This window comes from Cellulosimicrobium sp. So1_17 (genome assembly GCF_055181235.1).
The window spans coordinates 4,173,076-4,193,330 of the sequence record NZ_CM143702.1 but is presented as its reverse complement, the minus strand read 5'-3'; the positions used below and the strand labels follow the sequence as shown (position 1 = coordinate 4,193,330).

The 20,255-nt window shown below is 73.7% G+C and carries 12 protein-coding genes; 7 read left to right on the top strand and 5 right to left on the bottom strand.

The annotated features are described in order from the left end of the window. Positions 1 to 88 precede the first annotated feature (88 nt). Positions 89 to 799, bottom strand: coding sequence for a nucleoside triphosphate pyrophosphohydrolase (locus ACZCLJ_RS18535; protein ID WP_463104830.1), 711 nt, complete (start codon positions 797 to 799; stop codon positions 89 to 91). A 150-nt stretch (positions 800 to 949) separates the two neighbouring features. Continuing rightward, positions 950 to 5,041 (bottom strand): endo-1,4-beta-xylanase, encoded by a 4,092-nt coding sequence (locus tag ACZCLJ_RS18530; protein ID WP_463104829.1) that lies wholly within the window; start codon positions 5,039 to 5,041, stop codon positions 950 to 952. A gap of 233 nt (positions 5,042 to 5,274) precedes the next feature. Here ACZCLJ_RS18530 and ACZCLJ_RS18525 point away from each other — a divergent pair, with 233 nt between their 5' ends. Further along, on the top strand, positions 5,275 to 5,493 hold the full coding sequence (locus ACZCLJ_RS18525) for a PLD nuclease N-terminal domain-containing protein (RefSeq protein ID WP_251150460.1): 219 nt from the start codon (positions 5,275 to 5,277) through the stop codon (positions 5,491 to 5,493). Between the two features lie 71 nt (positions 5,494 to 5,564). Here ACZCLJ_RS18525 and mfd read toward each other — a convergent pair whose 3' ends face one another. Further along, entirely contained in the window at positions 5,565 to 9,335 is a 3,771-nt protein-coding gene (gene mfd, locus ACZCLJ_RS18520; RefSeq protein ID WP_251150461.1) for a transcription-repair coupling factor, read from the bottom strand. A gap of 275 nt (positions 9,336 to 9,610) precedes the next feature. Here mfd and ACZCLJ_RS18515 point away from each other — a divergent pair, with 275 nt between their 5' ends. Further along, positions 9,611 to 10,321: a phosphatase PAP2 family protein gene (locus ACZCLJ_RS18515; protein ID WP_251150462.1), complete on the top strand. Its 711-nt coding sequence runs from the start codon at positions 9,611 to 9,613 to the stop codon at positions 10,319 to 10,321. Here ACZCLJ_RS18515 and ACZCLJ_RS18510 read toward each other — a convergent pair. Beyond that, the gene (locus ACZCLJ_RS18510) at positions 10,302 to 11,546 is read right to left on the bottom strand and encodes a glycosyltransferase family 4 protein (RefSeq protein ID WP_251150463.1); all 1,245 of its coding nucleotides are present in this window, start codon (positions 11,544 to 11,546) and stop codon (positions 10,302 to 10,304) included. The genes ACZCLJ_RS18515 and ACZCLJ_RS18510 overlap by 20 nt on opposite strands. Positions 11,547 to 11,716: 170 nt before the next feature. Between ACZCLJ_RS18510 and ACZCLJ_RS18505 the strand changes: the two genes are divergently transcribed. Then, positions 11,717 to 12,799, top strand: coding sequence for a glycosyltransferase family 4 protein (locus tag ACZCLJ_RS18505; RefSeq protein WP_251150464.1), 1,083 nt, complete (start codon positions 11,717 to 11,719; stop codon positions 12,797 to 12,799). Between the two features lie 14 nt (positions 12,800 to 12,813). Here the strand turns inward: ACZCLJ_RS18505 and ACZCLJ_RS18500 are convergent, their stop codons facing one another. After that, the gene (locus ACZCLJ_RS18500) at positions 12,814 to 16,194 is read right to left on the bottom strand and encodes a hypothetical protein (RefSeq protein ID WP_463104828.1); all 3,381 of its coding nucleotides are present in this window, start codon (positions 16,192 to 16,194) and stop codon (positions 12,814 to 12,816) included. A 174-nt stretch (positions 16,195 to 16,368) separates the two neighbouring features. On the opposite strand from ACZCLJ_RS18500, the gene ACZCLJ_RS18495 reads away from it, so the two are divergent. The 4 genes from ACZCLJ_RS18495 to ACZCLJ_RS18480 are packed head-to-tail and all read left to right on the top strand — an operon-like array spanning position 16,369 to position 20,255. Continuing rightward, entirely contained in the window at positions 16,369 to 17,586 is a 1,218-nt protein-coding gene (locus ACZCLJ_RS18495; RefSeq protein ID WP_251150466.1) for an ABC transporter ATP-binding protein, read from the top strand. A 1-nt stretch (position 17,587) separates the two neighbouring features. Further along, a complete protein-coding gene (locus ACZCLJ_RS18490; protein ID WP_463104827.1) occupies positions 17,588 to 18,418 on the top strand; it encodes an ABC transporter permease in 831 nt (276 codons plus the stop codon). After that, the gene (locus tag ACZCLJ_RS18485; RefSeq protein WP_251150468.1) at positions 18,418 to 19,260 is read left to right on the top strand and encodes a glycosyltransferase family protein; all 843 of its coding nucleotides are present in this window, start codon (positions 18,418 to 18,420) and stop codon (positions 19,258 to 19,260) included. The genes ACZCLJ_RS18490 and ACZCLJ_RS18485 overlap by 1 nt, the downstream gene beginning before the upstream one ends. Further along, on the top strand, positions 19,257 to 20,255 hold the full coding sequence (locus ACZCLJ_RS18480; RefSeq protein ID WP_251150469.1) for a glycosyltransferase family 2 protein: 999 nt from the start codon (positions 19,257 to 19,259) through the stop codon (positions 20,253 to 20,255). Before ACZCLJ_RS18485 ends, ACZCLJ_RS18480 begins: the two co-directional genes overlap by 4 nt.

The window sequence follows — 20,255 nt, the reverse complement described above, 5'->3', positions numbered from 1 at the left end:
TGACCTCGGCCGGTCGCGCCGGGACCAAGGTCCCCACGGGCTCGGGCGACGCCTGCCGGTGAGGGTCGCGGCGATCGGGACGCGGCGGTCAGGCGGGCGGCGTCCCGGCCGACGCCGTCGTCTCGGCGGCGGTGATCGCACCCTCGACCCGGCGCAGCTCCACACGCAGCGCCGCCTCGGCGTCGATGCCGTCCGCCTCGGCCTGCACGACGAGGGCGAGCAGCTCGCGCCCGAGCCGCTCCGGCGCCGTCGGGCCGGGGACCGGTGCCGCGAGCGCCGACTCCGCCACCCCGCCGAGCCCGCCGCGCCGGGTCCGCGAGAGGACCTTCTGCGCCCGGGCGAGCGCGCCCTGCGTGTGGGAGACGCCGTCGAGCACCGACGAGCGCTGCTTCTCGGCCTTCTTGATCGCGTCCCACTGGGCGTGGAGGTCGGTCGTCGTGGCGGCGTCGGCGCCCTCGGCGAACACGTGCGGGTGCCGGCGGACGAGCTTGGCGACGAGGTCGGCGGCGACGTCGTCGACCGTGAACGGGTCCGGCTCCTCGCTCGCGATACGGGCGTGGAACAGGACCTGCAGGAGCAGGTCGCCGAGCTCCTCGCGCATGCCCGCCCGGTCACCGGTCTCGATCGCCTCGGCGAGCTCGTGCGCCTCCTCGAGCAGGTAGTGGACGAGCGACGCGTGCGTCTGCTCGCGGTCCCACGGGCACCCGCCGGGCGAGTACAGGCGGTCCATCACGGCGACGGCGGCGCGCAGCCCGTCGGTCGTCGGTGCGGTGACGGGCTCGGGGGCGGGGGCGCTCATCGCCCCATCGTAGGGAGGGCAGCGGCCCGCGCGGTGCCGCTCTCTGCTCGCCCTCTGCTCGCCGAGCACGTCCTGCCGACCGCCGACCGTGCGGCCGTGGCCCGTCCAGCCGTCCGGACGAGCCACGACCACACGGTCGGCGTGGGACGGTCAGGCGCAGGACGTCCCGTCGTACGACGTGTCGAGCGCGCGGGTCTCCTGCTCGCCTCCGACGTCACCCGTGACCGTCACCGTGGCCGTGCCCGCCGGGACCGACGTCGCCCGGACGGCGAACGACTGGTAGACGGTCTTCCCGGGCGCGACGGCGGTGGACGTCCTCGTCCCGTAGGGCGTCGCGAGCGACACGTCGAGCGGGACGTGGGCGCCGTTCGTCGCGCGGACCGCGACGTACGCCTTCCCCGCGAGGCAGCGGGCCTGCACCTCGACCGTGACCGGCAGCTCGGGCTCGGCCACCCCCACGAGCTGCGCCACGCCCCACCGGGCCGTCGACTGGTAGCCCGTGCCCGACGGGTCCGCCCAGTTGCGGATCGCCGTGCGCGCGCCGTCGGCGGCGTCGTTGACCTGGACGTCGAGGCCGTGGAACGACCCCTCGCCGCCGTTCTCGAGGAGGCTGATCGCCACCTCGACGACGTACCCGTCCGCGGTCCGCTCGACCGCGCTCGTCACGCGTCCGCGCTGGAACGCCTCGTCGCCCGTGCCGAACGACACCGCGTTCGCCGCGCTGATGCGCAGCTGCATGTCGTCGTACCGGTAGGCCCCGTTCTTCGCGTTCCCCGCGTCGACGTAGATCTCCACGGAGTCCTGGACCCACGGGTCGGAGCCCGAGACGTCCACGACCGGGTCGGCGACCTCGGCGAGCACGTACAGGGTCTGGTCCTTCCACAGCGTGCGCACCGTCGCGACGGCGCCCCCGCTGCCCTGCACCTCCTTCGCCGTGGTCACGGGCCCGCCCGCGGTGTCCCACGCCGCGTCGACCGCGCCGTCGACGTCCGGCGCCACCGGAGCCTGCGCCACCTCGAGGAACGACAGCGGCTCGAGCAGGCGCAGCGTGCCGGTCGCGCCGGTCGTGTTCCACCCGGTGGTCGTGGCGCCGTCGGTGACACGCACGTCGAGCGCGAGCGTGTCGCCCTCCGCCGCGGCGTCGAGCGGGAGGTGCGCGACCACGTCGTACCCGCCCTCGCGCTCGGTGACGACCGCGCTGGTGCCGGCCGTCGTCGTGCCGTCGCGGCCCACGACGTGCTCCGCGCCGTCGAGGTCGAACGTCACGGCGTCGCCTGCGTCCGTCGGGTCGGCCGGGTCAGCGGGGTCGTCGATGCTCGCGAACGCGGTGAGGTGGTCAGGCGCCCAGCGGAGCTGGAACGCCGCCTCGCCGGCCGGGACGGCGAACCGGTGCAGCGGGAGCTGCCGCCACACGATCGCCGAGGTCGCGCCGTCGTCGAGCGGGACGTCGCCCGCGAAGACGTCGGCCGTGCGCAGCCGGGCGGGCAGGTCGCCGTCGACGACCCCGTGGTAGGCGGGCTTCGCCTTCAGGGAGTCGTCGAAGACGAGCGGTGCGCCGCTGCTCGCGCGCCAGCTGCGCCCGTCGGTCAGCCCCCACACCGTGACCGAGTACAGGTCGTCGGCGTGCTCGCGGAAGACCCGGAACGCGTCGCGGTAGTAGTACCCCTGCTCCACGAGACCCGCCTGGGTCACCGGCGTGCCGGTCGTCACGTCGAGCTCGGTGACGGCCTGCGTGACGGGCAGGTCGGCGAACCGGTCGATCGCGCCCTCGAGCGCCGAGACGGGCATGGCGAGGCTCACGTGGAACTGGTGCCCCACGCCGTCGACGGGCACGCCGCGCGCCAGGAGGCGGTCGACGAGCGCGCGGTAGCGGTCCTGCTTGCCGCCCTGCTCGGTGTTGTAGTCGTTGATGAACAGGGTCACCGGGCGCTCGGCCGCACCGCTGGCGGGGTCCGCCGCGTAGACGTCGTTGAACGCCTCGTCGGCGTACTCGAACGCGAGGTCGAGGTACTCCTCGCCGAGGACCCGGAACCACTCGGAGCGGCGCAGGCCGTCCGGGTTCTCCCCACCGTCGGACACGACCTCGTTGACGACGTCGAACGCCGTCACCGGGTTGCCGCCGCCGAACGCGCCGTACTCCTGGGCGAGCCAGCCCGCGACGTCGAAGACGTGCGTGCGCAGACGGTCTCGCAGGACCTGCTTGTCCGCCTCGGACGTCGTGAGCGGCGAGCCGTCCGCACCTTCGAAGAACCACGCCGGTGTCTGGCTGTGCCACACGAGCACGTGCCCGTACACCCGCAGGTCGTGCTCGGCCGCGAAGTCCATGAGCTCGACCGCCTCGGGGTGGGGTCGGAAGGTGCCCTCGGCGTCGTACCAGGCCTCGGGCTTCATGTGGTTCTCGGCCGTGACCTGGTCGAAGTGGCGCAGGAGCAGCTCGGACGCGGCACCGGCGGTCTCGCGCGAGTCGATCGCGACACCGACCGGCATGTCCAGGGTCTCCTTGATGCCGGTCAGGTCCTCGACGGCGGGAGGTGCGGCCGTGCGCAGGACGACGTCGTCGACGAGCAGGTCGCTCGTGTTGTCGCCGTTGTAGTCCGTCTCGAGGTAGAGGAGCGCGGAGTCCGCGTCGGCCCCCTGGAACGACGCCGTGACCTGCGTCCAGCCGCTGTTCGTGATCCCCGAGAGCTGCGCGAGGGTCGAGTACGACGTGGCGCCCCCGACCGTGCGCGCGATGCTCAGCCAGACGTCGTCGGCGGGCTGACCGTCCGCGAAGCGGACCCAGGCGCTCAGCTCGTACGTCGTGCCCGCGGCGAGGAGACCGGTCACGTCGTGGCCGATCCCGTCACCCTGGCCGTCGCGGTCCGTGACGACCGCCGCCTGCGTGCCGTCGTGCGCCACGGTCGTGAGGCCGAGCGTCGGCGTCGTGGCGTCGCCCGCGCGTGGGACCCACCCGTCGAGGCCGTCCTCGAAGTCGGTCTCGACGAGGGCCTGCCCGGTGGGCGCAGGCGTGCCCTGCGGGAACGGGAACGTCCACCCGTCGGCGAGCCGCTCGGTCACCACGGTCTTGACCGCTGCGAGCGTGCCGGACCGGTCGCCGCCGCCGTCGTGCGCGAGGACGACCTCGCCGGGCTTCATGGCCGCGCGCAGGTTCGCGGTGAGCGTCGCGACGTCCTGCGTCTCCCAGTCCGCGATGGTGTTCGTGACCGCGAGCGGCTGCATCCCCAGCGCGACCGCGACGGCGGGCGTTCCGCCCCACGAGCCGTTCGGCGCGCGGAAGAAGGGCACGGGGTACGTGGGGTCGTCGAGCGCGGTGCGGATGATCCGGAGGTTCTCGACGAGGTCGGCCCGGACCTGGTCGGCGGTCCACGCACCCATGTCCGCGTAGCCCGTCGAGTGGTTGCACAGGACGTGACCGTCGTCGACGATGCGGCGCAGGATCTCCGCGCCGCCCGGCGCCTCGACGTTCTGGCCGATCACGCAGAACACGGCGTGGAGGTCGTGCTCGGCGAGGAAGTCCAGCAGGGCGGGCGTCGTGCCCGGGTTCGGGCCGTCGTCGAACGTCAGGGCGGCGACGTCGCCCGTGCCCTGCGCGAGCCGCACGGGCGTCGTCACGGGGTTCACCGCTCCGCCGGGGACGGCGTCGCCCGGGTCGACGGCGTCGCGCGCCGTCACCAGGACGTCGTCGACGAGGAACGACGGGTGCGCGCCGGCGATCGGTGCCGCCTCGACGTAGAGCGTCGCGGCCGTCAGCGCGTCGGGCATCGTGTACGCGCCGCCGATGCGGACCCAGCCGTCGGCGGTCGTCGCGACGGAGCCGCCCACCCACGTGTAGGCGTCACCGGCGGCGCTCGTCTCCTGCACCGTGAAGTGCAGTCCGGAGGACCCCTCGGCGCCGGCCGGCAGCTTGACCCAGGCTTCGACGTCGTAGGTCGCGCCGGGCTCGAAGAGCGTCGCGACCGACGTCGCGGGACCGTTCCACTCCCCGGTGCGGCCCGTGACGTGCAGGCTGCTCGCGCCGCCGTGCGCCTCGGTGCCCGTGAGCGAGAGGGTGACCGGGCCGCGTGGCCCCCACGGTGCGGCCGAGTCTTCAAAATCGTTCTCCAGAACGATGTCGATATCGTTATCGACTTGCGCAGACGTCTCCCCCGCCGGATCTTCGACACCCATCGCGCCACCCGCTCCCCCGCCCACGACGAGGGCCGCAGCCACTCCCGCCGCGACGGTCCTCCAGGTCCTTCGCATCATCGCTCCCTTGCGATCGCTCAACCGGGCGCGCCGGTGCGCCCGCTCTCACCCTAGGGGTGGGGGCGCCGGCAGGACAACGGTTGAACAAATCCTGGCGACGATCGCGGCCGCAGGGCCGGAGCAGCGCCGCACCGCACCTCGGGACCACGGACCCGTGCATCCCTGGACCGCAAGGCCTAGCGTCGAAGAGAGGGCCGGCATCGGCCGCCCCACGACGAGAGGACAGGAACATGGGCACGCACCGTCGCTGGGCCGACCTCAGCAGAGGTCAGCAGGTCGCCGTCGGCGTCGTCGGGGCCGTCCAGGTCACGCTGACGGCCGCCGCCTACCGCGACCTCGCGAAGCGCCCCGCAGACCAGGTCAACGGGACGAAGCTCGCGTGGGGCATCGCCCTGCTCGTCAACTGGGTCGGCCCGATCGCGTACTTCCTCGACGGCCGCAAGGGCTGACACCGGCTCGCGACGCCGGCTGCGCGCCGACGCCGACCGCGCGTGCCGACCCCGGCTGCGCTGTGCCGACCTCAGCCGCGGGCGGCCGTCCCCACCGTCGCCGCCGCGCTGACCTCGCCGAGGACGACCGCGTCGATGAGCTGGCGCGCCCACTGGAGCACCTCGGTGCCGCGCAGCGGACGACCGCCGATGCGTGCCGTCGTCGGGTACGGCACGAGGAACGCGCGGATCGCGGGCTTGAGCATGGTGCCCGGGTAGAGGCGCTTGAGGCGCAGCTGCGCCGACTCCGGCAGGTCCACGGGGGCGAACCGGATGAACTTGCCCTGCGCGGTGACGTCCGTGAGCCCGGCCCGGCGCGCGTGGTTGCGGAAGTCCGCGACGTCGAACAGCGCGGACGCGACGTCCGGGAGCGCTCCGTACCGGTCGACGAGCTCGGCGCGGACCTCGGCGAGCTGCGGCGCGTCGGTCGCGGCGGCGATCTTCTTGTACGCCTCGAGGCGCAGGCGCTCGGTCGCGATGTACGACTCGGGCAGGTGCGCGTCGACCGGGAGCTCGATCGAGACCTCCGGCTGCTCCTCCGGACCGTCGCCCCGGAAGTTCGCGACGGCCTCGCCGACCATCCGCACGTACAGGTCGAACCCGACGCCCGCGATGTGCCCGGACTGCTCCCCGCCGAGCAGGTTGCCCGCGCCGCGGATCTCGAGGTCCTTCATCGCGACCTGCATGCCCGCCCCGAGGTCGGTGTGGGCGGCGATCGTCGCGAGGCGGTCGTGCGCCGTCTCCGTGAGCGGCCGCTCCGGCGGGTAGAGGAAGTAGGCGTACGCGCGCTCGCGCCCGCGGCCCACGCGCCCGCGGAGCTGGTGCAGCTGCGACAGCCCCAGCATGTCGGCGCGCTCGAGGATGAGCGTGTTGGCGTTGGAGATGTCCAGGCCGGTCTCGATGATCGTCGTGCAGACGAGGACGTCGAGCTCCTTCTCCCAGAACGCCCGGATCACCTGGTCGAGCTGGTGCTCGTTCATCTTGCCGTGCGCGACGCCCACGCGGGCCTCGGGGACCAGCTCCCGCAGGCGCGCCGCCTGCCTCTCGATGGTCTCCACCTTGTTGTGCACGTAGAAGACCTGTCCCTCGCGCAGGAGCTCGCGCCGCAGCGCGGCGGCGATCTGCTTCTCCTCGTACGCGCCGACGTACGTGAGCACCGGGTGGCGCTCCTCGGGCGGCGTCGCGAGCGTCGACATCTCGCGGATGCCCGTGACCGCCATCTCGAGCGTGCGCGGGATGGGGGTCGCGGACATCGCGAGCACGTCGACGTTCGTGCGCAGCTGCTTGAGCGTCTCCTTGTGCTCGACGCCGAACCGCTGCTCCTCGTCGATGATCACGAGGCCGAGGTCCTTGAACCGGATGTTGCCCGTGATGAGGCGGTGGGTGCCGATGACCACGTCGACCTTCCCCAGCCGCAGGCCCTCGATCGTCTCCTCCGACTCCTTGGCCGTCTGGAAGCGCGACAGCGCCTTGACGGTGACGGGGAAGCCCGCGTACCGCTCGGAGAACGTCTCGAAGTGCTGCTGCACGAGCAGCGTCGTCGGCACGAGCACCGCGACCTGCTTGCCGTCCTGGACCGCCTTGAACGCGGCGCGGATCGCGATCTCCGTCTTGCCGTAGCCGACGTCGCCGCACACCAGGCGGTCCATGGGGACCGTCTTCTCCATGTCGGACTTGACCTCGTCGATCGTCGCGAGCTGGTCCGGCGTCTCGACGTACGCGAAGGCGTCCTCGAGCTCGCGCTGCCACGGCGTGTCCGCACCGAACGCGTGCCCCTGCGTCGCCATGCGGGCCGAGTACAGCCGGATGAGCTCGCTGGCGATCTCGCGGACGTGCTTGCGCGCGCGCGACTTGGTCTTCGCCCAGTCCGCACCGCCCATCTTGTTGACGCTCGGCGACTCGCCACCGGTGTACTTCGTCACCTGGTCGAGCTGGTCCATCGGCACGAAGAGCCGGTCCCCCGGCTGCCCACGCTTGCTGCTCGCGTACTCGATCACCAGGTACTCGCGCGTCGCCGCGTTGCCCCCCGTGCCGAGCGTGCGCTGCACGAGCTCGACGAAGCGCCCCACGCCGTGCTGCTCGTGGACCACGAAGTCGCCCGCCTTGAGCTGCAGCGGGTCGACGACGTTGCGCCGCCGGCTCGGCATCTTGCGCATGTCGCGCGTGCTCGACCCGGCACGGCCCGTGAGGTCGGACTCCGAGAACACCGCGAGCCGCAGCTCCGGGACGACGAAGCCCTTCCCCACCATCGCCGGTGTGACGAGGACGATGCCGCCCTCGGGCTCGTCGTCGAGGCGCGACACGAGCCGCGCCGGGGTGTCCGCCGCGCCGAGCTGCTCGACCATGCGCTTCGCGGGGCCGTGGCCCTCCGTCGTGAGGACGAGGCGCCAGCCGGCGTGCTGGAGCCCGCGGATGTCGTCGAGCGCGCGCGCCACGTCGCCGCGGTACGACTCCACGTCGCGCGCGCCGATCGTGAACGTCGGCACGCCGTGGGCGCTCTCCCCCACGCGCGGGCCCGTCGTGCCCGACGCCGCGCGGTCACCGCCCGCACCCGGCCCGCCCGCTGCGGGCGGGGCCGTCGGGTCGAGCGCCTCGTCCAGGTCCGGGTTGTCGAGCGCGAACGACGACAGCGTCCACCAGCCCAGGCCGCGGCGCTGCGCGACGGCCCGGACGTCGGAGAACGTCGCGAACGACGCCGAGGAGAGGTCGAGCGGCGTCTTGCCCCCCGCGACCGCGCCGGTCCACGCCGCGGCGAGGAACTCCTCGGTCGTCGCCACGAGGTCGTGGGCGCGCCGACGCACGCGCTCGGCGTCGTCGAGGACGAGCAGCGCGTCGTCCGGGACGAGCTCGAGGACCGGGACCATGCGGTCCACCAGGACGGGCGCGAGCGACTCCATGCCCTCGACGGCGATGCCCGCGGCCAGCCTGTCGAGCATCTCCGTCGCGCCCGGCAGCTCCTCGACCAGCGCCGCGGCGCGCGCGCGGACCGCGTCCGTGAGGAGGATCTCGCGGCACGGCGGCGCCCACAGCCCGTGCTCCGCGATCTCGAGGCTGCGCTGGTCGGCGACCGCGAACCAGCGGATCTCGGAGACCTCGTCGCCCCAGAACTCGACGCGCAGCGGGTGGTCCTCCGTCGGCGGGAAGACGTCGAGGATGCCGCCGCGCACCGCGAACTCGCCGCGTCGCTCGACCATGTCCACCCGCGAGTAGGCCGCCGCGACGAGGCGCTCGGCGGTCTCCGTCATGTCGGCGGAGTCACCCGGGTGGAGAGCGACCGGCACGAGGTCCCCGAGCCCGTCCACGACGGGCTGCAGGAGCGCACGGACCGGCATGACGAGCACCCGCACAGGACCTGACGGTCCGATCTCCACGTCCGGGTGCGCGAGCCGTCGGAACACCGCGATCCGCTTCGCGACCGTGTCCGCGCGGGGGCTGAGCCGCTCGTGCGGCAGGGTCTCCCAGCTCGGAAGGACCGCGACGAGGTCCGCCAGGTCGTCCGGGAGGTACGCGCGCACGCTCGCGGCGAGCTCGTCCGCGTCGCGTCCCGTCGCCGTCACCACGACGAGCGGCCGCGACCCCGCCGTCCACTCGCCCGCGCCCGACGCCGCCGCAGCGGCCCGCGCCGCCACGTCGCCGTCCGGCACCGGCCCGGTCGCCCGGGCGCCGGCCATCGCGGCGAGCAGCGGGGGCCGGACACCGGCCGGGCCGACGACGTCCGCCTCGCCCCGCGCGCGCACGTGCTCGACGGCGGCCGCCGCGGCAGGGTCGGCGAGCAACGTCGGCAGGATGCCGGTGAGGTTCATGCGTTCGGTTCCTTCCGAGGACGGCGGTCGGCCCGCGGCGTCGGGCGAGGAGTCACGGGGCGCGTCGGTCGAGGGGGCAGCATGAACGGCCCGGACCGTGCGGCTCGTGGAGGCCGGGTCCGGGCTGGTCCTGCAGCGCCGACCAGCCTACGCCGGAGTACCGACACCGGCAGCGACCCGCTGCCCACGGCAGCACGCGCCGCGCCGCGACTTTCACCCGCCGGAGCTCGTGTGCACCCGTGACACCGCCCGCACTCCTCCGCCATGCTCGACGGGTGCCCTCCTCCTCGGACCGGCCCGACGGTGCGCCCGCACCGGCGCGGCGCCGGCCTCCCGCGCAGGCCGTGATGCTCCTGCTGATCCTGGGCGCCTTCGTCGTGCTCTGGGCGGCCTCCCACCTCACCGCCGCCGGCCAGCAGGCGGACGCGGGCGCCTTCCGTACGCTCGCCCCGCTCCACGACTCCGGCGCGGACGTCGCGGGCGCCCTGCGGCGCGGGCTGCCCGTGGCGTGCGCAGCCGTCGCCGCGGTGCTCGGCGTGGTGGCCCTCGTGCGCCGGGCCTGGCGCGACCTCGCCGGCGCGCTGCTCGTCACCGTCGCCACCGTCGGTGTCGCGGTCGGGCTGCGCGAGCTCCTCGTGCGCCCCGACCTCGGCGGCTACGGGTACGCGCACCAGACGTTCCCGAGCGGGCACGTCGCCGTCGTGGGAGGGCTGTGCGTCGCGATCTGGATCCTCTGGCCGTCACCGGCGACGCGCCCGGTGGCGGGGTGGGCGGGTCTCGCCGTGACGGGCCTGTCCGCGCTCGCGTCGGTCGTGACGTACGCGCACCGCCCGAGCGACGTCGTCGGGTCGCTCCTCGTCGCTGCCGCGGCCACGGTGGCGGTGTCCTGGGCGTTCGACGTCCCGCGGCGCACGCTCGCCAGGCCGGCGCGCGACCCCCGGGCGACGGGCACGCCGTCGGACGGCGTCAGCGCGCCGGCACCCTGACCGCCCGTGCGTAGAGGTCCTCGTAGCGGTCGACGACCCGTTCCCACGTGAAGTCCTCGACCCGGGACCGGCCCGCCGCGCCGATCCGTGCGGCCGCCGCCGGGTCGTCGAGCAGACCCAGGACCGCGCCCGCCAGCGCCCGCGTGTCCTGCGGGTCCACGAGCACCCCGTCCACCCCGTCGGTGACGATCTCCGGAGGGCCGCCGCGCGTCGTGGCCACCAGGGGACGTCCGGAGCGCCAGGCCTCGAGCACGACGAGCGGTGCCGCGTCCGCCCGGCTGGGCACCACGACCACGGCGGCCTCGGCCATCCGGGCCGCCACCTCCGGCGGGTCGAGCCGGCCCGGGAGGTCGACGCGGTCCTCGAGCCCGGCTGCGACGACGCGGCGGCGCAGCGCCGCCGCCTCGCTGCCGTCCCCCACGACGACGAGCCGCGCGCGGTCGCGCAGGGCGGACGACGCGAAGGCGTCGACGAGCAGGTCGAAGCCCTTGACGTGCTCGATCCGGCCGACGGCGACGACCACGGGTTCGCGTGCGGTCGGACCGGGCACGGAGGTCGTCGGGGGCAGGGGCCGGACACCGACCTCCAGGTCGTGCTCGGCCAGGTCGTGCTCGGCCAGGTCGGGCCCGGCCAGGTCGGGCCCGGCGGACGGCGTCCCCACGGAGAGGTCGACGCCGTTGGGCACGACCACGGCGTCGGGCGCCCCGAACCGTGTCAGGTCGTCGGCCACCACGCGCGAGCACCCCGTGACGGCGGCCGCCACGCCGACCGAGCGTTCGAGCGCCGCGCGCAGCAGGCGCGAGTGGTCGAACACGGCATGGTCGTCCGCGAACGTCTCGCCGTGCGAGCTCACGACGAGCGGGGTCCGGGTCAGCGTCCGCAGCCCGAGCGCGTAGGCGCCGTTGGGCCCGAAGCACTGCACGTGCAGGACGTCCGGCCGGAAGGCCCGGTAGGCCTTCGCCCACGCGATCGCCGCGGCCGGTGCGGCCAGCGCGAACCGCGCGACGTCGCCCGCCCGGCGCGACGGCTGGGGGGTCGGCAGGTACCGCACGAGGACGTCGTCGACGAGCCGGGGTCCGAGGTGCTCGCCGCGGTCGACCGTCCAGACCTCGACCGGCGTCCCGCGCTCGGCGAGGACGCGCGCGACGTGCCGCACGTGCGACTCCACGCCACCCGTGTAGGGGTCGAACGAGCTCGCGACGAGGGCTACGCGCCGCTCCGTCATCCGTCCCTCACCGTCTCGCGGAAGGTCCCGCGCTCGCCCGACGATCACCCGCTCATCACCCGCTCGCGCAGGTCCGTGGGGGTACCGACGCCACTAGAGTGGGCAATCCTACCGACCGCGCCTTCCGCTCCGAGCAGGCCGGACGGCACGTCCCGAGGGAGAACCGCCCGATGCCGCAGCTCGTCGTCGCGACCGTCGCGGTCGAGGTCCCCATGGGCGCCCAGGTCTACCAGGAGGAGGTCGCGGCACGCGCCGCCACCGCCCTCACGAGCGACGCCGACGGCACGACCGGCCCCGAGGCCTGGAGCGTCGACCGCGCCGTCTTCCGGTCGTTGCGCTCGCCGCTCGCCGGCACGCACCGGCTCCCGCTCGGCCGTCTCGCCGGCGCCGGCGCGGGCGTGCGCCGGGCGGTCGGCCGCGCGGTGTACCCGCGCGGCGCCGTCGTGCACCGGGTCGGTCTCGACCTCCCCCCGCACCCCACGCGCGACGTCGTGGCCGTGCAGGACGTCGTGTCGTGGCGCTACGACGACGAGTCCGCCCCGGTGCGGGCCGCCGCCGAGGAGGTCCGTCGTGCGGCCGCGGTCGTGACCGTCTCGGAGTTCAGCGCCGACGAGGCGGCCGAGGTCCTCGGGCTCTCGGAGCGGCCCGTCGTCGCGTACAACGGGGTCGACCCCGTGCACTTCGACGCCACGCCGCTGCCGCGCGAGCGTCTCGCCGCGCTCGGCGTGGAGGGCCCGTACGTGCTGCACGCCGGCGGGGCCTCGCGGCGCAAGAACCTCGACGAGCTGGCGGTCGCGTGGCGCGCGGTGCGTTCCGCGCGTCCGGACCTCACGCTCGTGATGTCCGGGCCCCCGCACCCGCGCCGCACGTCCCTCTTCGCCGACCTGCCCGGGACCCGGCTCGTCGGGCGCCTCCCCGCCGACCTGATGCCGGGGCTCGTGGCGGGGGCCGCGGCGGTCGTGGTGCCGTCGCTCTACGAGGGGTTCGGCCTTCCCGCCCTGGAGGCCATGGCCTCGGGCGTCCCGGTCGTCGCCGCCCGCACGAGCTCGCTGCCCGAGGTCGTGGGCGACGGCGGCGTGCTCGTCGAGCCCGACGGCGCGAGCATCGCCGAGGGGCTGCTGTGGGTCACCACCGACGACCCGGCGGTCGCGTCGACGGTCGAGCGCGGCAGGGCCCGCGCCGCCACGTTCACGTGGGAGCGCAGCGCGGCCCGGCACGCCGCGGTCTGGCGCGCGGTCGCCGAGCGCGGCTGACCCCCGGGCCGCCCTCATGCCGTGGGCTCCCACGCACGGATCGCGCTGATGGTCGCGATCCACTCGCTCTCCGTCGCGAGCGGGATGAAGTCCGGGTGCAGGCCGCCCACGATCCCCGTGTAGTTCGCGGCCAGCACCGGCACGTCGCGCTCCGTCGTCATCGGGAGCGACACCCGCACCGCGGTGGCCTCGACCGGCTCGAAGGAGAACAGCGCCACGCGGTCGAGGAACTGGTCGGTCTGCTGCGCGACGTCGTGCCACGTCCCGTCGGTCGCCCGGACCGAGACGGTGTAGTCGCGCAGGCCGGACGTGCAGCACCGGATCCCGGCGGTCGCGACCGCGACCCGGTCGATCGTGCGGGGGCCGTCGGTGGCGACCTCGACGGCCGGTGCCTCGTCGACCGACCCGTCCGCGAGCCGGCCCGAGCGCCAGGGCTCGCGCACCGCGAACGTCCCCGACGTGACGACCTCCGGGTCCCCGGCGTCCTCGTGCGTCGACGTGGCCGTGACGGGGCGGCCCTCGAGGACGTCGTCGCCGAACGTCTCGACCGGCGCGACCTCGAGCCCTGCGCCCGCGGGGGCGACGAGCAGGACGGGCGCACCGTTCACAGGGATCTCGACGCCCTCCGCGGGGATCTCGAGGCCGCGCTCGGCACCGTACGCGTCGCGCGCCGTCACCGTGACCGGACCTTCGGACGCGGAGAGCCGCACGGAGGTCGACAGGTCCTCGGACCACACCGCGAGGAGCTCCGCCCCGGCGTACGTCGCGCCGGTGCCGTCCGCACGCACGGCGTGCACTCCCGGGGCTCCGGTCCCGACCGCCCCGGGCGGCCCGAAGCCCTCGAGGAACGGCGCGCTCGCCGCGAACGCCGCGCCGGCGGGCTTGACGTACTGCCCGTACTGCAGGAGGGACCACGAGTTCCCGGCCTCCCCGAACCCGCCCTCGGAGAAGAAGTACGTCCACTCGTCGACGCCCTCGACGCCGTACCAGAGCAGCTTGCGCACGACGTCGGACCCGCCCGCCCAGAAGTTCGCGACGCCGTCGGACCACCACCCCGTCTCCGTGTCCCACACGGGGACGTCGCCGCACGGAGCGATCGCCGCGCGCAGCTCGTCGAGCTCGGCACCGTCCTCGGAGAAGCCCTCTTCCTCCCACGACCGGTTGAACCCGGTGTACGGGTGGATCCCGACGACGTCGAGCGAGTCGCAGCCACCGGCCGCGACGAGGTCGGCCCACCACTCCGGCTCGACGCCGAGCGTGTTGCCCCCCACGACCACGACGTCGCGGGACGCCGCGCGCGCGCCCGCGGCGAACGGCGCACCCACCTGCTCCTCGTACGCCGCGGCGTCGTCGAAGCCGGTGTTGTTCGGCTCGTTCCAGGGCTGCCAGTGCCGGATCTGCGGCGCGCGGTCGAGCATCTCCGCGACGATCAGCCGCGCCCAGCCCTCCCACGTGCCCGCCTCGACCGCGGCCTGCTCGGCCTCCCCGCCCGACCCGAGCTGCAGGGTGAGGATCACACCCGTCTCGTCCGCGAGCTGCGCCGCGGCGGCGAGCTCGGCGAACGGGTCGACGTCGGCCTGCTCCTCGCCCTCCTCGTCGTCGGACTCGAAGGCGGCCTTCGGCAGCGAGTCCCAGACCAGCTCGTCAGCGTCCGGCTCGGCGGTCGGGTCGGGCACGATCGCACCGAAGTCGAGCTGCGTGCGGTGGCTGCCCACGCCGAGCTGGTCCGCGAGCTGCACGCCGCGCAGCGGACCGGCGCCGCCCCAGTCCGCGCCGTCCGCGAGCGCCGCGGGGTCGAGGTCGCTGCCTGCCGCGGCGACCGTGTAGCGCAGGCACGTGCCCGACACGGCCTCGCCGGTGGCGACGTCCACGAGCGCGGCGTCGACCTCGTACACCCCGGGGCGGGTCGCGGGGAGCTCGAGCGGGACGTCGGCACCGTCCGCGGGCAGCTCGACGACGGTCTCCTCGCCCACGACCGGGTCCCACACGCGCGGGTCCCCGCGCACCTGGTACCGCAGCCGGTAGGCACCCGCGTGCGCGGCCCACGCGTCGTCGAACGCCGCGACGACGCGCGGCTCGGTCCCGTCGGGGAAGACGCCGTAGGGCGCGTCGACGAGCAGGCCGGCACCGAGGCCGAGGCCGCCGAAGAGCTCCTCGTTGGCGGCGTTGTACTTCACGGGGGCGCCGAGCTGGTAGGCCATGCGGTCCGCGGTGATCTCCGTGACCGAGAAGCCCCCGTCCTCGCCGTGCGTGAGGACGTAGTAGGGCGCGGCGCCGTCCGTCCCGTCGCGCAGGACGGGCGTGCGCTCCCACAGCGCGAACGGCTGCTCGAGGTCCTTGTGCGTGTCGGGCCAGACACCGCGGAAGACGCCGTCGCTCCCCCACCAGCGGAAGCCCAGGTTCTCCTGCGCCGCGAGGAGACCGTCGCCGCTCTCGCCGGTGGACGGACCCGTCGTCATGCCGGTCGCGTCGTCGACCCACGGCACGCGCGGCACGCCGAACGGGCGACCGCGCTCCCACGAGGCCCCGAGGGCCACGGCACCCTCGTCGCCGTCAGGGCCGACCGACCGCAGGTCTCGCGACCGCCGCTCTCCGTCACGCTCGTCCGACTCCACGAGGGCGGTGCCGTCGGGGAGCTGGGCGAGCACGTCTCCCTCGAACGGCACGGTGCCGACGAGCTCGCCGTCGGCGGAGACCTCGTGCAGCACCTCGCCGGCCTCCTGCACACCGACGACGGTCCGGCCGTCGACCGTCCGGCGCACCGTGCCGTAGAGGTCGAGGAGGTCCCCCGCCGTGGGCTCTCCCTCGGGGATCGCCGCCGACCAGGTCGTCGAGCCGTCGGGCGCGACCTTGAGGAGGTCGCGCCGGTGCATGAGCGTGTCGAGGAGGTAGACGCTCCCGTCGGGGTCCACCTCGAACGACCCGGTCGTGAAGGTCTCGCTCGCGCCGTCCCAGTCGAGCTCGACCGGCGTCGTCGCGACGAGGTCGCCCGTCGCGAGGACGTAGCGCGACACGGTGTACGTCGCCTCGCGGTCCCACTCGAGCACGTACGCCGAGCCGTCGAGGACGCGGAAGGTCACGAGCTCGCCGTCGTCGAGCGTGACGACGTCGTCCACGACGGTCCGGACACCGCCGGGATCCTCGGCGCCGGCACCGTCGTCCGTGACCTGGTCGAGCCGCGGGAACCCGCACAGCGGCAGCGCACCCTGCTGCGTGACCGGCGCGGTCGCCGGCACCTCCGGCGTGGCGAGGACAGGGGTCGTACCCGACGCCGGTCCCGTGCCGCTGCCCATCACGACGGCGGTGACGATCCCGACCGCCGCGGCGACGAGACCGCTCACCGCGGTGACGTCGGCTCGGCGTGGTGCCGTCTCGACCTGCTCGTCGTCGCTCATCCACGCCCTCGCCCTCGGGAGGCCCGGCACCGCGTGCCGTTCCGGCGATCGTAGGACCGCGGGCCCCCCGGTCCGAGCATCTCGCGGGACTTTCACCCGCGATCTCCGGGGTCTGCGCGCGATTCACCCTGTCGACCCGACCGTCCGCACGGTCCCGGCGACTATCTTTCATCTGTGCAGGCGACGACGACAGACCACGCGATCACCGTCGCCGGGTTGGGCAAGACCTACCGGCTCGGCGCCTCCGGCGAGCGCTCGTCCACCGCGGCGGCCGCCGCGATCCAGTGGGTCCGGTCGACGGGGAAGCAGCGGTTCACGCTCTTCGAAGCCCTCGACGACGTGTCCTTCGAGGTCCCGCACGGCGAGGCGCTCGGGATCGTCGGGCGCAACGGGGCCGGCAAGTCGACGCTGCTCAAGATCCTCACCCGGGTGACGGCACCGTCGCGCGGGCGGATCGAGCTCAACGGTCGCGTGGGTTCTCTGCTCGAGGTCGGGACGGGATTCCATCCCGAGCTGACGGGCAAGGAGAACATCTACCTCAACGGCGCCATCCTCGGCATGACGCGCAAGGAGATCCAGAAGCGCTACGACGAGATCGTCGAGTTCTCCGGCATCGAGAAGTTCCTCGCGACACCCGTCAAGCGGTACTCGTCGGGCATGTACGTGCGGCTCGCGTTCTCCGTCGCGGCGCACCTCGACACCGAGATCCTCGCGATCGACGAGGTCCTCGCGGTCGGCGACGCGGAGTTCCAGCGACGCTCGATCCAGAAGATGCGCGAGGCCGCCCAGGGCGGTCGCACCGTGCTCTACGTGAGCCACCAGCTCCAGACCGTTCAGGCGCTGTGCTCGTCCGCGATCCTGCTCGACCGGGGGACCCTCACGTACTCGGGCACGGTCGAGGGCACGCTTCAGGCGTACCGGGACAGCTTCGAGAGCTTCGCCGCGGCCCAGTCCGATCCGAAGAAGCGGCCGGGCAACGGCAAGGTCCGTCTGTCCTCGGTCCGCATGGAGGACGAGTTCGTCAAGTCCTCGCAGGACATCGTCGTCGACTTCGAGGCGCCGGCGAGCAAGAAGCTCATCGGGACCTACTTCGTCTCGATGCACATCAACAACGACCAGGGCACCGTCATCGCGCAGTGCGACTCACGGCTCGTCGGGAAGTGGTTCGACCCCGAGGAGGCCCAGCGCGGTCGGCTCGTGGTGCGGGACCTGTGGCTCAAGCCCGGCCAGTACACCGTGGACGTGTACGCGTGCCAGGCGGGCGTGCTCGACGCCTGGGAGGGCGCGTGGCGCTTCGAGGTGCTGCCCGACCTCCCGTACCCGGAGTTCACCGAGACGTCGAGCACCGAGAAGGGCATGGTCTTCGTGAACTTCGAGTACGAGGGGGTCTGACGTGGAGCACACCGTCCAGCGCACCGTCATCACGCCCCCGGGGCGTCTCAACCTGCCGTCGTGGCGCGAGCTGTGGGCGGCGCGCGAGGTCGCCGTCCGCCTCGCGCTGCGCGACGTCATCGTGCGGTACCGGCAGACGATCTTCGGCGTCACCTGGGTGATCATCCAGCCGCTCGTCAGCGCGGGCATCTTCACGATCGTGTTCGGCGAGATCGCCGGCCTGTCGACCGGAGCGATCCCGACCTTCCTGTTCACGCTCGCGGGGATGCTCGCCTGGAACCTCTTCAACGGGTCGCTCGGGCGCGCCGCCGGATCCATGGTGGGCAACCAGTCGCTCGTGCAGAAGGTGTTCTTCCCTCGTCTGCTCGTACCCATCTCGAGCCTCGCGTCGGTCGTGCTCGACTTCCTCGTCGCGCTCGTCCTCGCCGTGGTGCTGCTCTTCGTCTACGGCATCAACCCCGGATGGGCCGTGCTGCTGCTCCCCGTCTGGGTGCTCCTCATCCTCATGATCGGGACGGGCATCGGCCTCGCGGCAGCGGCCTACATGGTGAAGTACCGCGACGTCGGCTACGTCCTGCCGTGGCTCGTCCAGATCCTGCTGTACGCGAGCCCCGTCGCCTACGCGCTCTCGTCGGTCCCTGCGGACCTGCGGTGGCTGTTCGACATCAACCCGGTCACGTGGTTCCTCGAGACCTTCCGCTGGTCGCTGCTCGGCACCGACCTCCCGCCCACGTGGCAGGTCGTCGCCCTCTTCGTCGCGGCACCGATGATCCTCCTCGCCGGGACTCTCGTCTTCCAGAAGAACGAGCGCGAGTTCGCGGACTTCATCTGATGCGGCTCACGGCGTACGTGCTCCTCGCGGATCCGAGCTTCCTCGGCGCGAGCCTGCGCGCGTACTACCACCTGGTCGACCGCGTCGTGCTGTCCTACGACGTGACGGGGACCTCGTGGACCGGCACCCCGCTGCCGGTCGACGAGTGCCTCGCCGTCGTCGACGCGCTCGACTCGGAGCGCAAGTGCGTGCGAGCGCCCGGGAGCTTCGCACGACTCGACGAGCACCCGCTGGACAACGACACCTTCCAGCGTCAGACCGCGCTCGACGCCGCGTCCGACGGGGCCGACTGGGTGCTCCAGCTCGACACGGACGAGGTGATGCTCGACCCGTCGGCGTTCCGCACGTCGATCGACGCGGCGGAGAGGTCCGGCGCGTCCGGCCTGCACTTCCCGTCCCGGTGGTTGTACTCGCGCGTCGCACCCGGTCGCTACCTCGAGGCGAGCACGCGGCTCGGCCGTCCGTCCGCGTCCTTCCCGGGACCGCTCGCCGTGCGCGCCGGGACGAGGCTCGCCCACGCGCGGCAGGCCGACGTGCCGCTGTACCGCGTCGACCTGCGTCCGTGGAACACGGACCCGAGCCACCGGCACGACGAGATCGTCCACGAGGTCGTCGGACCCGACAGTGCGGTCCTGCACTTCTCGTGGGTCCGCACGCCGGAGGCGATGCGCAAGAAGTTCGGCTGGTCGGGACACACCGCCCACTACTCACGGCCGGACGTCTACGAGTCGTGGGTCGAGCGATCCCGGCACCCGCGCCGCACCGTGCTGACCTCGCCGTGGCGCCGGCGCGACTGGTTCCGCCTCGTGTCCGTCCCCGAACCGCCGGGAGGCGAACCGTGACCCTCACCGTGAGCGTCGTCGTCGTGACGTACGGACGACCCGAGAGCGTGCGCGAGTGCCTGACGCACCTCGAGCGGCTCCGTACCGCCCCGCTGGAGGTGATCGTCGTGGATGCCACCCCGGCGGACACGACGCGGCGGCTCGTGCGCGAGGAGTACCCCGAGGTCCGGCTGGTCCACAGCACGCTGGGCCGCGGCACGACGCCGGAGTCGCGCCAGATGGGCTTCGCCCTGACGCGCGGCGACGTCGTCGCGTTCATCGACGACGACGCGTACGTGGCCGAGGACTGGCTCGACGAGCTCGTGCGCCCCTACGCGGACCCGGCGGTCGTCGCGGTCGGCGGTCGCGCGGACAACGACATCCCCGGCGAGGAGTCCGAGGGCCTCGGACAGATCGGTCGACTCCTGCCCGACGGCCGGCTCACCGGCCACTTCGGCGCTGATCCCGGCAGGGTGATCGAGGTGGACCACCTGCTCGGCGCGAACATGTCGTTCCGGCGCAGCGCGCTGGACGCCATCGGCGGGATCCGTGGCAACTATCCCGGCACGTGCCTGTGCGAGGAGTCGGACATCTCGCTCCGGCTGCGGGCCACCGGTGGGAAGCTGCTCTTCACGCCGCGCGCTGTCGTCCGGCACGTCGCGGCACCGTACGGCATCGGCGGCAAGCGGTTCGACCGCCGGTACCTGTACTACCTGCGTCGCAACCACGTCGTGATGCTCGTCCGCAACTTCGGGTGGCGGGATCCCATCACGCGTCACTACGCGGGGACCGCGATCCGCGCGCAGCACGCCTACCTCCGCGAGGCGGGTCGTCGCCTCCGGCCGTTCAAGACGGACGGGACCCGACGCTCCCTGCGCAAGCGTGCGACATCTCCGATCGTGCTCACCCGCGCCGTCGCCGAGCTCGCGGGACTCGCGGCCGGGATCCCGGCGGCCGCCGTCGCACGGCGCAGGGACGCCCGGGACGGAGTCGCCACGCCGTCCGTGCGGGGCTGA

Coding starts and splice junctions, on each gene's coding strand:
- ACZCLJ_RS18535 (WP_463104830.1), bottom strand. CDS start 799: ATGAGCGCCCCCGCCCCCGAGCCCGTCACCGCACCGACGACCGACGGG.
- ACZCLJ_RS18530 (WP_463104829.1), bottom strand. CDS start 5,041: ATGCGAAGGACCTGGAGGACCGTCGCGGCGGGAGTGGCTGCGGCCCTC.
- ACZCLJ_RS18525 (WP_251150460.1), top strand. CDS start 5,275: ATGGGCACGCACCGTCGCTGGGCCGACCTCAGCAGAGGTCAGCAGGTC.
- mfd (WP_251150461.1), bottom strand. CDS start 9,335: ATGAACCTCACCGGCATCCTGCCGACGTTGCTCGCCGACCCTGCCGCG.
- ACZCLJ_RS18510 (WP_251150463.1), bottom strand. CDS start 11,546: ATGACGGAGCGGCGCGTAGCCCTCGTCGCGAGCTCGTTCGACCCCTAC.
- ACZCLJ_RS18505 (WP_251150464.1), top strand. CDS start 11,717: ATGCCGCAGCTCGTCGTCGCGACCGTCGCGGTCGAGGTCCCCATGGGC.
- ACZCLJ_RS18500 (WP_463104828.1), bottom strand. CDS start 16,194: ATGAGCGACGACGAGCAGGTCGAGACGGCACCACGCCGAGCCGACGTC.
- ACZCLJ_RS18485 (WP_251150468.1), top strand. CDS start 18,418: ATGCGGCTCACGGCGTACGTGCTCCTCGCGGATCCGAGCTTCCTCGGC.